This is a genomic window from Leptotrichia sp. oral taxon 498, assembly GCF_002240055.1.
Taxonomy (GTDB): domain Bacteria; phylum Fusobacteriota; class Fusobacteriia; order Fusobacteriales; family Leptotrichiaceae; genus Leptotrichia; species Leptotrichia rugosa.
The window spans coordinates 1,629,194-1,643,038 of sequence record NZ_CP016753.1 but is presented as its reverse complement, the minus strand read 5'-3'; the positions used below and the strand labels follow the sequence as shown (position 1 = coordinate 1,643,038).

Annotated in this window: 13 protein-coding genes; 6 read left to right on the top strand and 7 right to left on the bottom strand. The window is 27.4% G+C overall.

Annotated features, from left to right (window positions below):
* Nucleotides 1–8 precede the first annotated feature (8 nt).
* Complete coding sequence (locus BCB68_RS08210; protein WP_237048605.1) at nt 9–2,342, bottom strand: patatin-like phospholipase family protein; 2,334 nt, start codon at nt 2,340–2,342, stop codon at nt 9–11.
* Between the two features lie 201 nt (nt 2,343–2,543).
* Here BCB68_RS08210 and trpS point away from each other — a divergent pair, with 201 nt between their 5' ends.
* The 6 genes from trpS to BCB68_RS08180 all read left to right on the top strand — a co-directional run bounded on the left by trpS (nt 2,544) and on the right by BCB68_RS08180 (nt 7,653).
* On the top strand, nt 2,544–3,521 hold the full coding sequence (trpS, locus tag BCB68_RS08205) for a tryptophan--tRNA ligase (RefSeq protein ID WP_094080334.1): 978 nt from the start codon (nt 2,544–2,546) through the stop codon (nt 3,519–3,521).
* A 53-nt stretch (nt 3,522–3,574) separates the two neighbouring features.
* Nucleotides 3,575–3,850, top strand: a complete 276-nt coding sequence (locus BCB68_RS08200) for a helix-turn-helix domain-containing protein (RefSeq protein WP_094080333.1) — start codon at nt 3,575–3,577, stop codon at nt 3,848–3,850.
* 155 nt (nt 3,851–4,005) lie between these two features.
* Nucleotides 4,006–4,896 carry a CPBP family intramembrane glutamic endopeptidase gene (locus BCB68_RS08195; RefSeq protein ID WP_094080332.1) on the top strand — a complete coding sequence of 297 codons (891 nt, stop codon included), beginning with the start codon at nt 4,006–4,008 and terminating at the stop codon, nt 4,894–4,896.
* A gap of 302 nt (nt 4,897–5,198) precedes the next feature.
* Nucleotides 5,199–5,417 (top strand): hypothetical protein, encoded by a 219-nt coding sequence (locus BCB68_RS08190; protein ID WP_157697377.1) that lies wholly within the window; start codon nt 5,199–5,201, stop codon nt 5,415–5,417.
* A gap of 93 nt (nt 5,418–5,510) precedes the next feature.
* Nucleotides 5,511–6,365, top strand: a complete 855-nt coding sequence (locus BCB68_RS08185) for a CPBP family intramembrane glutamic endopeptidase (protein ID WP_094080330.1) — start codon at nt 5,511–5,513, stop codon at nt 6,363–6,365.
* Between the two features lie 73 nt (nt 6,366–6,438).
* A complete protein-coding gene (locus BCB68_RS08180) occupies nt 6,439–7,653 on the top strand; it encodes a peptidase domain-containing ABC transporter (protein WP_094080329.1) in 1,215 nt (404 codons plus the stop codon).
* Nucleotides 7,654–7,830: 177 nt separating this feature from the next.
* On the opposite strand, the gene trmD is transcribed toward BCB68_RS08180, so the two are convergent.
* From trmD to BCB68_RS08150, 6 genes are all read right to left on the bottom strand, one after another.
* Nucleotides 7,831–8,592: a tRNA (guanosine(37)-N1)-methyltransferase TrmD gene (trmD, locus tag BCB68_RS08175; protein ID WP_094080328.1), complete on the bottom strand. Its 762-nt coding sequence runs from the start codon at nt 8,590–8,592 to the stop codon at nt 7,831–7,833.
* Nucleotides 8,593–8,610: 18 nt separating this feature from the next.
* On the bottom strand, nt 8,611–9,117 hold the full coding sequence (gene rimM / locus BCB68_RS08170; protein ID WP_094080327.1) for a ribosome maturation factor RimM: 507 nt from the start codon (nt 9,115–9,117) through the stop codon (nt 8,611–8,613).
* A gap of 37 nt (nt 9,118–9,154) precedes the next feature.
* Complete coding sequence (locus BCB68_RS08165) at nt 9,155–9,583, bottom strand: PTS-dependent dihydroxyacetone kinase phosphotransferase subunit DhaM (protein WP_094080326.1); 429 nt, start codon at nt 9,581–9,583, stop codon at nt 9,155–9,157.
* A gap of 53 nt (nt 9,584–9,636) precedes the next feature.
* The gene (locus tag BCB68_RS08160) at nt 9,637–10,200 is read right to left on the bottom strand and encodes an RNA methyltransferase (RefSeq protein ID WP_094080325.1); all 564 of its coding nucleotides are present in this window, start codon (nt 10,198–10,200) and stop codon (nt 9,637–9,639) included.
* A 167-nt stretch (nt 10,201–10,367) separates the two neighbouring features.
* Nucleotides 10,368–11,468 carry an O-antigen ligase family protein gene (locus tag BCB68_RS08155; RefSeq protein WP_094080324.1) on the bottom strand — a complete coding sequence of 367 codons (1,101 nt, stop codon included), beginning with the start codon at nt 11,466–11,468 and terminating at the stop codon, nt 10,368–10,370.
* A gap of 24 nt (nt 11,469–11,492) precedes the next feature.
* Nucleotides 11,493–13,685, bottom strand: a complete 2,193-nt coding sequence (locus BCB68_RS08150; RefSeq protein ID WP_094080323.1) for a peptidase U32 family protein — start codon at nt 13,683–13,685, stop codon at nt 11,493–11,495.
* Nucleotides 13,686–13,845: the final 160 nt, after the last annotated feature.

The window sequence follows — 13,845 nt, the reverse complement described above, 5'->3', positions numbered from 1 at the left end:
ATTTTTTACTATTGAGGTTTATACCCAAAATTCAAAATGTATCGCAAAGTTTCTCCAGGAACTTTCGCTATTCCAAAATAACCAGGTCCAAGCGGTGTTTTTATCCCAAATCCAAATTTATAACTTTCTCTTTTCCGACTTCCGAAATCAAACCCTTCATTTGAAATGTAAGCCCGTGAATACATTGTATCCGCATACAAAATTTTAGAAATATTATATTGCAGTTTCACACTTCCGACGAATATGCTCTCTCCTCTGACTTTATCCGCAGGAAGTCCAAAAAATTCAAGCGAATTATCTTCTGTCTTTATTCCCCCCAATTTAGGCTCATATGTTTCAGGTATGTTTTCCCCTTTTACCGTCAAATATGAAACTTTTGGAGTTACTGTTATTTTTTCACCAATTGGAATATTTATTTCCCCTGTTTGATATAATGCATTAAAATCTGCATCTTTTGAATTTGAAAAAGTGTATTTTGAAGTCAAATAAACTCCTCTCGTAGGCGATTCAACTGAATCTCTCGTGTCATAAGTCAAACTTGTCTCAAAGAAAGGAAATCTCTTTTTTCCATTTTTGCTTGGGTCTTGATTTTTTTCAACTTTTGAAGTTTGATAACCTCCACCAGCAAAAAGTAATAAATTTTTTGAAATTTGAAATCCAACCCCAGTTTCCACACTAAATTTTTTATTTACAAAGTCATAATATCCATTTCCAGAATTTTGATTATAGATCATATCTCTTTTATAATCCAATTTTCCTAAGATTAATACCTTATCGTCTTTCCCAATTCCTAAAATTACGCTGTTATTAACTCCGTATTCATTCGCCACTGTTGTGTTTAAAGAATATCTGGCATTCATATCTCCTAAAACTTTATTTCCTTGAAATCCAAAATTAATAGTTGCTTTGTCCTCGTTGTTCACATTTCCAGTCAAAGTTACATAATCGCTCGGCTTTTCTTGAACATTAATCACAAGTTTGTCATTTTTCACTTCATAATATGCCGTTGTAAAATTCCCATTTTGATAAATTTCATTTACAATTTCTTCCATTTCAAGCCGATTCATATTTCCAAGTTTTTTCGGTAAAAATTTTTTAAAATAACTATCTTTATATTTTTTATTTCCTTCAATGTCAATACTCGTTATTTTATATTCATCAGTCCAAGTTTTTCTAAACTCTTTTCTTTTCTCTTCAAGCTCATCATAAAGTTTAGGATTTGATAATTCTCTTATTTTATCAATATTATCTCTTGCAATTTTTTCACCAGCTGCAATAATTTCCTTAACTTTTGAAAAATCATACGCCTCAAATTTTTCCAAATCTGGTTTCATATACAAATCAAGCATTCTAATTTGACGCTCAACTTCCTGTCTACCCGCAATTGTTGATGAATCTGTTATTACATCAATCAAGTTCATTTTATTCTCATCTCTTTTTACAAATCCATCTCCGACATTAACTCCAATCGTATAATCAGCTCCCAGAACTTTTAAATCCTGCACAGGTAAATTTCTTACAACTCCTCCATCAATGTAAAGTCTATCGCCACTTCTAACTGGCGCAAATATTGAAGGGAGCGACAAACTCGCACGAATAGCCGTTGCAATCGAACCTTTTGTAATCATAACTCCTTCTCCAGAATTTAAATCTGTCGCAACAGCCGCAAATTTTCTTGGAAATTTCGTAAAGTCATCAGTTCCAATTGCACCATAAAAAAGTTCATTTAATTGCTGACTTGCAGTTTTTCCTCCAACTACGCCAACTGGTAGTTTAGGCATTGCTTTTTTCCCAAGCGGCAAGACAATTGAATTTTGATCTTCAATCATATTTCTTGTAATTCCCTTATTCCGTCGCTCAATTTTATCGTTAAATAATTTCATCCAGTCCATATTTTCTGCAATTTCTTCAATTTCTTTGGGAGTATAGCCAACACTATACATTCCTGCAATAATACTTCCCATGCTCGTTCCTGTCATAAATTCCACAGGAACTTTTTCCTCGTCCAAAACTTTTAAAATTCCAATGTGAGCAAGTCCTTTTGCAGTTCCACCGCTAAGTGCAAGACCTATCTTCTTGTCTTTTTGAGGTATTTCATTTTTTTTATTTTCACTTTTTTTATCTATATTTTTATCTTCTTTTTTCAAAAAATTTTTCTTCTCAAATTTTTTTAAATCACCTTTTTTTATATCTTTAATATCTTTATCATTTTCATCAGAAATTTTCTCAAGATTTTCTTTCGGATTTTCTAAAAAAATTCCTTTTTCATCAGAAAAACTTAAATTTGTAAGTAAAAGAAAAATAAAAAATATAAAAAAATAAATCATATTTTTTCTTTTCAAAATTAAAAATCTCCTTTCTTTAAAATATTAAAATTTATTTTTATTCTTAAAAACAGTATAACATTTTTTAATACTTTTTCAAAATACAAAAAAAAATAAATCACAAAAAATATGTAAAAAATATTATTTTTAAATATTTTACAAAAAAATTTTTTAATGTTATAATATTTTATAAAATAAAAAATAATTACGGAGGTTTTTATGAAAAGAAGTTTATCTGGGATTCAGCCCAGCGGAGTATTGCATATAGGAAACTATTTTGGTGCGATAAAACAGTTTGTGGAATTGCAAAATGAATATGAAGGTTTTTATTTTTTGGCAAATTATCATGCACTTACATCTTCGCCAAAAGGAGAAGATTTGAAAAATAATACAATAAATGTCATTTTGGATTATTTAGCTTTGGGACTTGACCCTGAAAAATCGACATTGTTTTTACAATCAGATGTGCCTGAGCACACAGAACTTTCTTGGATTTTATCAAATGTAACACCGATGGGACTTTTAGAAAGAGCTCATTCTTATAAAGATAAAACTGCCAAAGGAATAAAACCAAATGTTGGATTATTTACTTATCCTGTACTTATGGCAAGTGACATTCTAATTTATTCGCCAGATATAGTTCCTGTTGGAAAAGATCAAAAGCAGCATGTTGAAATAACAAGGGACATAGCAACAAAATTTAACGAAACTTACGGAAAAGAAGTTTTTAAATTGCCAAAAGAAAAAATAGTTGAAAATGTGGCAACAGTTCCAGGAACAGACGGAGATAAAATGAGTAAATCATACGGAAATGTAATAAATATGTTTGGCTCAAAAAAACAGCTAAAAAAACAAATAATGAACATAGTAACAGATTCTACACCATTAGAAGAGCCTAAAAATCCAGATAACAACATAACAAAACTATATTCGTTATTTGCGACTGAAGAAGAAGTAAATACATTAAAAGAAAAATTTTTAGCTGGAAATTTTGGTTACGGACACGCTAAAACTGAATTATTTGACAAATTTATGGATTATTTTGCGCCATTTCAGAAAAAAAGAGAAGAACTTTTGCAAAATATGGATTATGTAAACGAAATATTGAAAAAAGGTGCATTAAAAGCGAGAGAAATTGCAACTAAAAAGGTTGATGAAGTTAGAGATGTTGTTGGAATTATGAAAAAAAGTTATTAAAAATTCTTGAAAATATAGTTATATCGTATAAAATATAACAAGGAATGAAAGATATGAGTAAATATTTCAAAAATTTTTTGGATGAACAATTAAAAGATGAAGAATTTAGAAAAGAACATGAAAGCCTTGAAGCAGAGTTTCAAATTATAAAAGAAATTGTTGAAGCAAGAAAGGATAAAAATATCACACAAAAGGAATTGTCAGACTTAACTGGAATAACACAAGGAGATATAAGTAAAATCGAAAACGGAAATGCAAATCTTTCACTAAAAACATTAAAAAAATTGGCAGCTGCATTTCGGAAAAAATTGGTGATTTCGTTTGAATAAATTTAATTTTGAAAATTAAGTGTCTTTTTAGATTTTGTAATTTTTGAATCTAACATTAGTTTTATAACTTTTTTAATTATATAGCAAGTATAATTCTTAAATCTGGTTTTAAAGTAAACTCTACATCACAAAAAAGCAGTTGGAGGCAGTAGCAATTGAAAAAAAGAATAAATTTAAAAGTAGATACAAAAAAAGAGAGTATTCTAGTTCTATTTATAGTTTATATATTTCATCTCGTCTTTATGATTTTTGTAAATAATAAAACGCTAATTACAGATAATAAAATACTTCAATATGTATTCATATTTAGAATACATAGATGGATGCTCAGTTTTCCAATAATATATTATTTTGTAAAAACTTATAAAAAATATAAATATTTTAAAACAGACGAAAAATTAAATATAAGAAATTTTATTATATATTTTGCATTGGCTTTTTGGGTAGGAAACATTTCCCATATACTAACTACATTAACATTTAAATTTAAAGAACGGACAACTTTAGTGGAAGGACCTTTGTATATTGATATAATAATGACGTTGTGTGTGGCACCTATACTAGAAGAAATGGTATTCCGTGGAGTTATAATGAATAATTTGAAAAAGTATGGCATTAAAATAGCAATAATTGTAAATTCGATTCTCTTTGGAGTATCTCATTCTAATATAAATATGATTATTCCAGCAATCTTAACAGGAATTATTTTTTCTTATATTGCTTACAAATATTCATTAAAATATTCTATCTTGCTACACTTCTTATTAAATACGTTAACAAAGATATCGCAGGTTGTAATATTTTTCAAAATTGAAATACTTATAGTGTCAATTGGTTTATTTTTCATATTTTTAATTATTTTTTTACTAATATTTTTGGTAATCGGACTTGGAAAAGGAAAATACAAGGAAATGTTTTCAATCTTAAAATTAGACATTGAAGATAGAAAAAGTCTAGTTACTTTTACAAAAAATAATTTATTGTACTTATTTGTAATATTTGTTATTGTAATTTCTAACTTGTTATTTAATTATAAATTATTTTAAATTAAATAGAGAGTTTCTGGTTTTTAGGAGCTCTTTATTTTTTTATTAGGGAAGTAAATTTGTTTTTAAATTTTGAAAAAGAAAAATTTATTATAAATGTTAATATTAAAGATATTTTAAACAAAAAATTAAACTTTTTTGATTTTTAATTATAATTTTAAACTATTTTAAAATTGAACAAAAATTAACTTGATAAAATATGGGGAGGGTATAATGCATTCATTAATAATTAAAAAAATTATTAAAATTTATTTTACGAGGTGGTAAACATGAAAATCACGGAATTAAATGAAATGGAACTAATGACAATCGATGGTGGAGCAAAGAAAAAGACATGTAAAAGGGATTGGGCTGGAGTACTTAAAGGAGTTGGACAATATGCAGGTGCTCACTATTTATTTGGACCAACCAATGGAGAACGTCCTGCAATTGCAGCAGTTAGATCAGAGGCAGAAGACTATCACAAGTCGAAAGCCATAAAACAAATAAGTAAAAGTTGGAATAGTTGTAAAAGACATTAATTAAATAATTTAAATATTATATATTAGTTATTGAAAATATAAATAAAATTAAGAACTAAAAATAATATTTTTAGGTTTAAAAAGGATAAATTTATGAAAAAAATTAAAAATATACCATTATTTTTATGTTTAATAAGTTTTTTTTACATCGTATTTAAAATTATAAATAAAAAATGTATTGTATATTTTGAAAGTTCAAAAGTATATTATATTGTAGACACTATAACATATTTGCTGTCATTTTTTCCAGTAATATTTTATTTTAAAAAAACTATGAAAGAAAATCAATATTTTTTTGAACGAAAGAATTTAAGGTTTAATAATTTTATATTTTACTTGGGTATAATGATATTTATAAACTTTATAATGGTAAATGCCCGAATTGGTTATAATAATGAGAGCAAAATTATATATAATTATGAAAGTACAACTTATTATATAATTACTAATATTATATTAAGTTCTTTAATAGCTCCCATATTAGAAGAAATTATATTTCGTGGAATATTAATGAATAACTTAATGAAGTATGGATATAAAGTAGCTATAATAACGAATTCAGTTCTATTTGGATTTTATCATATTAACGTAAACGCTATAGGAAGAACAATTTTAGCAGGAATTATTCTTTCATATATTACTTACAAATATTCGCTAAAATATTCTATAAAATTACATATAATTTTAAATATAATTGCAAATTTAGGAAAGTATTTATATTATAATGATTGTATAATGATAGCTATGGGAATCTTTACAGTTGTTCTTATTATAATTTTTATTATAGGCCTAATAAGAAAAAAATATAAAGAAATTTTTTCAATATTTAAATTAAGTAGTGGAGATAGAAAAAATATTATTAAATTTGTAAAGAATAATGTGTTGTATTTATTTGTAATACTTGTTATTATAATTTCTAACTTGTTATTTAATTATAAATTATTTTAAATTAAATAGAGAGTTTCTAGTTTCTAGGAACTCTTTATTTTTAAAGAAAGAGAGGTGGAAAAAGATTTTTTCGATGTTTAAAAGATATTGCTGTGTTTTACAAAAGGATGAGAAGGATTGTGGACCTGCCTGTATATTAACAATAGCCAAGCAGTATAATTCCAATTTTTCAATTGCCAAGTTACGGCAAATATCAGGAACAGATAGAAACGGAACTAATCTTGCAGGAATGATAAAAGGACTGGATTATTTGGGATTTGATTCAAAGGCTGTGAAAGTTGAGGATAAAAAAATTGATAATAGTGTGTCTTTTCCTATAATAGCACATATTCAGACCACAAATAATTTTTTACACTATGTGGTTGTTCATGATGTAGATAAGAAAAGAATTATTATTTCTGATTCTGAAAGTGGGATAAAAAAAGTTTCCCACAAAGAATTTTCTGAAATTTGGACTGGAATCCTGCTTTTAATTGAGCCTAAGAAAGATTTTCAGAAGAGGAATGAGAAAGATAATTCTTTGAGTAGGTTTTTTTATGTTTTGAAAAATCAAAAAAGTCTTTTGTTTAATATATTTCTAGCCTCAATACTTTATACTGTGCTTGGCATAGTAACTTCATTCAGTTCGAAATTTCTAATAGACTATATTTTAAAAGATAAGCTTATGACTACATTAACTGTAATGGTTGTGGGAATGGTAATACTTGAAATAATCCAAATGCTGCTTAGCATATTTAGGGGATATTTGCTAATATTTTTAGGACAACGGATTGATATAGCAGTATTGCTTGGATATTATAATCATGTAATAAAATTGCCAATGAGTTTTTTTTCAACAAGAAAAACAGGAGAGATAACATCAAGATTTTCCGATGCGGATAATATAAACGATGCAGTAGCTGAAACGGTATTGACATTAATGCTGGACGTCATAACAGCTATTACAGGTGGAATTATTGTCTATATTCAAAATCAATATTTGTTTTTTGTTTCAATGGCTGTACTATCATTTTATCTTGTGATTGTATTTTCGTTTAAAGAAATTCTAAAAAAGATAAATAATGAAGTTTTAGAAAATAACTCTCAATTAACTTCTTTTATAATTCAAAGTATAAATGGAATAGAAACTATAAAAGCGTATAATCTTGAAAAAAGTATACAGGATGAAACAGAATTTAAATATTTAAAAGTTATAAAATCTTCATTTAAGAGAAGTAAAATTTATAATTTACTAACTTTTTTATCGGGTGTTGTAGGATTAACAGGAAATATTCTAATAATAATGTAAATACCTTAAATCTAAAAAAAGGAATGTCGTTAGAAAGTAGTATAATTTATACAAAAAAACGGATAATAGATTATATACTTGAGATTCTAAGTTTCAAAGTAAAAACCCTCAAATAAATAAAAAGAACATATTTTCAAAATTATTTTTTTGAAATTTATGTTCTTAACTTCATAATATTTATTTACTTTTCAAATATTTTTTATAAACCTTTTTAAACTCTAAATCTTCCTCAATATGTTCCAACTTTTTCTCAAATAAATCTTCTCGATTTTGAATAGTTTTCTCAATCGACTTCATCTGCCTAAACTCATCTATTTTTGCGTGATTTCCACTTCTTAGAACCTCTGGCACTTCCATTCCATCAATTTCTACAGGTCTTGTATATTGCGGAAAACCCAAAAGTCCATTGTAAAAAGAGTCTGTTTCAAAAGATTCTTTTTTTATTACACCATTTTTTATCCGAATGACAGAATCCATCAAAACTAGCGACGGCAAATCGCCACTGCTTAAAACATAATCTCCAATTGAAATTTCTTCGTCGACAAATTTATCAATAACTCTTTGGTCAAGGCCCTCATACCTACCTGAAATCAGCACAATTTCATCTTTTTGAGAAAGTTCTGTAACTTTTTTGTGCGTCAATTGCTTTCCTTGCGGAGATAAAAATATCACATATGGTTTTTTTAATTCTGAATTTTCATTTTTAAAATATTCAAAATTTTCATAGAAATAATTCCAGTAGGCTTCTGGCTTTAAAACCATTCCAGCACCGCCACCGAAAGGGATGTCGTCCATTTGACTGTGTTTGTTTCTTGCATAATCACGAATGTTTATAATTTTGTAATCTACTATGTTTTTATCGACTGCCCGTTTTAAAATAGTTTGTGATAGATACTGCTCAAATAACTCGGGAAATAAAGTTAACACATTAAATTTCATTTTATTATTTCTCGCTTTCTATCTCATTCCGTCAATCAAATTTACTTCGACTCTTCCGTTTTCAAAATCTATTTTTTTGACAAATTCGTCAATCAACGGAATCATAATTTCTTTTTTAGTTTTTATATCTTCAACTATCAAAATTTCATGTGCAGCAGTTTCCATCACATCTGTAATTTCCCCAACTTTTTCATTGTCTAAAAAAACTTCTATTCCAAGCAAGTCTTTTATGTAAAATTCATCTTCCGTCTTTTGTGGCAGCAAATCTCTTCTTATTTTTAGTTTAAATCCATTTAACTTCTGAGCTTCATCAATATTTTTTATTTCTTCAAAATCTAAAATTGCTTTTTTTTCATTTAACCGTTTTACATTTTTTACACAAAGAATTTTTTTAATTTCTTCTTTTTCAATCAAAACTCTCTCACCCTTAATTAACTCAATTTCCTCAAAAATCGAATTAATTTTCACACTTCCCCGCAAATGGTGCGTTCCCACAATTGTCCCGATATTAATTAAATTTTCCATTTTTTCAAAAAATTCTCACTTTCTTAAATTATATTAATTATAGTTTTTTTCTTAATTTCGTAAAATTTCTACTTTCTTCAGCAATCAATCTCAAATCTTCCAAATCCATATCTGAAGAATTTGCGGCAGCTGCTGAAAGCACCCCCTCCACAATCGGAGCATCAACGATTTTTGCATTAATTTTTCCTTTTAACTCTTTTACCACTTGCATTGCATTAAAAATAGAGCTTCCCATATCTACGAAAATTAATACTCCAGCGCCATTATCAGCGGAAATCACTGCATTTTTCATATTTTCTACATTTGTACCATAAACTTCCCTTTCAACATCTCCACCATTCACAATTGGAAAATCTTCCTGTCTTAAAACCTTTGCAAAATTGATAATTTCTTCAGCAAGTTTGTTATTGTGACTCGCAACAACAATTCCAACTAAATTTTTATTTTTTATATTTTTACTTTCCATAGTTTTCCCTTTAATTTTTCCTTTCTTAAAAAATATTAAAATATTTAATTTTTTTAGTTTTCTCCCAGCAATCTGTCCAAAATAATTGACACTGCACTTCTGACGCACAAATGATTATATTTTGTTTTTCCACGAATAGGTTTTAAAATTTTATAAGACAAATCCATAATTTCATCGGTAAGTCCCCATCCTGTCCCAAATAAAATAAGGTATGGCGACTCGTCTTCTATTATCTCTTTTCCTAAAACATCGTAATCAACTGAATTTGAAAAGATTCTCGCAGAAGTTGTTATAATTTTTGGCTTTCTCCCTTCAAGTTTTTCAATTGTCTCAACCGAACTTTGCACGGAATCTTCAAGTTCCGTATTTTCAAACGCTTCGTTCCTATTTTTATTAAATTCTATTCCATCGCCTTCAGTCCAAAAACCGATAATTCTACTTGTCAGCTCCTTTTGAGCATCAACAGGCGTTATAATAAAATATTTTTTTATATCGTAAGTTCTACAAGTTCTTGAAATATCGTGTATATCAAAATTTGTAACTGAAGTCGCAACCACATCGCTATTTTTATTATATACAGGATAATGAACCAATCCCACATAAATATTATTTCTCATTTCTTATTTTATTTCCTTTCTTTAAATTCTAATTTTATTTTTATTTTATTATCTTAAATATTGTTATTTTCTTTTTTATTCTTTTTTTTATTTTTTTATTTAAAAATTTTATAATTTTAGTTTTTTTTAGTTTTTTCAATAACTCTTTAATTTTTTAATTCTTTAAATTAATTTTCTGATTCTTCATTTTTTATTTTTCTATAACCCTTTATCATTTTATTATCTTCTTCATACGACGAAATCATTATAAACAAAAGTACCGTCTGAACCCAGAAAATTGTAAAATCCGTCAAATTGTGAAAAATCACTCCGACTATCAAAGCAATCTTTAAAATATTGTTTCTATCTTTTTTCAAAATTTCATATAAATATCTAAAAAAAACTGTCGCAAGCAAAACTGTTCCAATAAGCCCATAACTTAAAAGAAATTCCACAATTGCATTGTGCGAGTGCGGATAGACATGATTTGTAAACTTGTAGTAAAAAAAGTTTCCGTGTCCGTACAAAAAATTTGTCCTTTTAAAAGCAACAATTGCCATTTGCACAATTTCCACCCTCAGCCAAAAATATTCCACAAAAGTGTCCATTCGCAAGAAAGGGAAAACATGAAGATAAACTCCCAAAATATAGACTAAAAGCACTAAAGTTCCAAAAATAAAATATCTTTTATCCAAAAAATAGAATAATAGTACAAAAATTCCTAAAATTACTGCAATTAACGATGAGCGAGAGCCACTTAAAAAAAGTGTCGCCATATTTAATAAAAAAAACAAAATATTTTTTTTATTTCTTTTTTCAAAAAATAAATATAAATTCACAATCGCCCCCATCATCATAACGCTTCCCAAATAATTCGGATTAAAAAATGCGAAATATCCAATTCTACCTTTTGTCAAAATAAATTCAACAATCCCAACAAAAAATGGAACTATCGAAAATTTTGAAATTATTTGCAAAACTTTTTGCTTTAATTCCACATCAACTGCCAAAGTATAATATCTTCCAACCACTAGGAACAAAAATATTGGAATTGCCACAAGCCCTAAAATATTTTTATAAAAGACGGAAGTCATTATCGAAAATCCTAAAACAACTCCAACTGTAATTAATGTTCTGTCTTTCAATATTTTTTTGTAATCCTTTGAAATAAAAATTTCAAATAGTATTAAAATACTGAATAAAATTACTAAAATATAATGAATAAAAATAGAAGCTCCCAATAACAAATATAATTTTCCTAAATATTTTTGTTTTTTTATAATTTCCACTTTTTCTCCTTAAAATTTTAATTTTTATAAAACCCCCTGTTCAAAAGCATACGGAGTATATTTCCCACTTTTTGTCGTCAAACTTTCAATAACTTTTTTAATTTCCTTCTCTGTCTCAAAAGTAAAATCGAGCCTCAATTCATCAAGCCCCAGCTCCAAAATTTCGTCCAGTTTAGGAATCAAATTCATAGGCTTATTTAAATAAAGTTCGATATTATCCAAATCATTTTTTACAATTTTATATTTGTCATAAAACTCTCCCTCAAGCTCTTTATACTTTTCATTAAAAATTTTATGTTCAATATACATTCCTTTCAGATGTCCATAAATTACAAGTCCCTTTTTTATCTTATCACTTTTTATAACTTTCAATTGCCGATAGCTTAGTTCAGGCGACAAAAATATGGTTTCCAAATTTGGAAATTGAGAAAAAACTTCTACTGTAAAATTGTTAAAAACATTTAAGTTCCAATCAAGTGATTGCCCTTTTAATCCATTTTTCTCGCCCATCACAACTTGATAAAGATTTGATGCCAAATTTGTGTTTATTTCTATTTTATCAAGATTCTTCTCTTTTGCCACATCAAACTGCTTTTTATAAATTTTAGCAATTCCAAGCTCACGACAGACTTTTTCTTGCCGTTCATTTGAAACAAGCACAGAAAAAATAGGATTTTTTACAACTTTTTCCTGCAAAAATTCATATTCTTTCTTTTCAGGTGCAACTCTTTTGTAAGACGCTAAAAGCTCTTTAGAAAGCTCTTGTGTGCACAATCTTTTTAAGTTTTTAAGTTCACTAAATGGAATAAACGAATTTCCATCATAAATTATTTTAACATTTGCAAGTTCAAATGATGTATCGCCAAGTTCCGCAATTTTCTCAGCAATTTGTTCTTTTGAAATCATTTTTTTTGCAATTTCATCCAAAACAAAATCACTTTCTTTTGTGACCGTTATTTTTTCATTTTTCAAATTTTTAATCTCAAAAGTAAGTTTCAATTTTTTACCTTTTTCGGCAACAAATTCTGCATCAATGGCAGAAAATCTTTTGGAAACTTTTATATTGTGAATAATTTTGTCATTGAGTTCTTTAGAATAATTTTTATAAATATATTTTGTCCCTTTTGGAAGTTTTCCAATCGAAATCGTGTCATTTTTTTTAGCCTTTTGAACTTTTTCGCCGTTAAAAATAATTTTATTGACATATTCTCCTGAAATTTTTTCAAAATTTTCATCAACAAATTGAACTCCATCACCTAAAATTAATTCATCGTCAATTTTAAAATTATTCGAACTACCTAATCTAACTCCCAAAAAATACCCAAAATTTGAAGAATACTTTTGATTCATAAGCTTGTCATCCAAATAAAAATAACCTTTGGAATATCCTCTATTAAAAAGTTTATAGCTTTCTGTCGGCCTTGGAGTCCCCTTTAAAATATTATCATAGTAACTTACCGTTTCAAAGACATACTCGCTAGATTTTTTCCGCCCTTCAACTTTTAGCGCATCAACTCCAATTTTTTTTAATAAATTAATCTCTTTTTCCTGCAAAAGCTGATCATTTGGACTCAAAAAATACGCACTTTTCCCACTTTCATCGGTAAACTTTTTTCTGCAAGAATAAGCACAAAGTCCACGATTTCCGCTTCTACCGCCAATAAAACTGCTTATATAGCAATTTCCTGAATACGAGATACAAAGCGAGCCCGACACAAAAATTTCTAGCTCAATATCAGTATTTTTTCTAATTTCCTTAATTTCCTCAAAAGATAATTCTCTTGCAAGACAAACTCTGCCAAGTCCCATTTCTTTTAACCTATTGGCTTCAATATGATTAGCAACTGTCATTTGCGTACTTGCATGAAGTTTTAAATTTGGAAAATTTTCTTTTAAAAATTTGACCAATCCCAAATCCTGCACAATAACCGCATCTACACCGTATTCATACACTCTTTTTATATTGTTATACATACTTTTGATTTCACTATCTTTTAAAATCGTATTAAAAGCCATAATCGCTTTAACACCGTGTAAATGCGCATAGTCAATGGCGCTAAAAACTTCTTTCATATCTAAATTTTCATTATTTCTTCTGGCACTAAATCCTTTCAGACCAAAAAAAACTTCATTTGCTCCAGCCTTTACCGCCGCAACAAGTTTTTCATAATTTCCAGCTGGTGCTAAAATATTTAATTTATTATTTTTTTTAATCACTTCATTTTCTCTCCATAAAAATTTATTTTATTTATATTATATCAAATTAATCAATTTTTTCCAATAATTTTAAAAAAGATATATACAATTTTTCAAACAAAAAAATAATGGAACTTTTTTCAGTTCCACTATTTTTTCTTACTTTATTTTTTTATTTTAC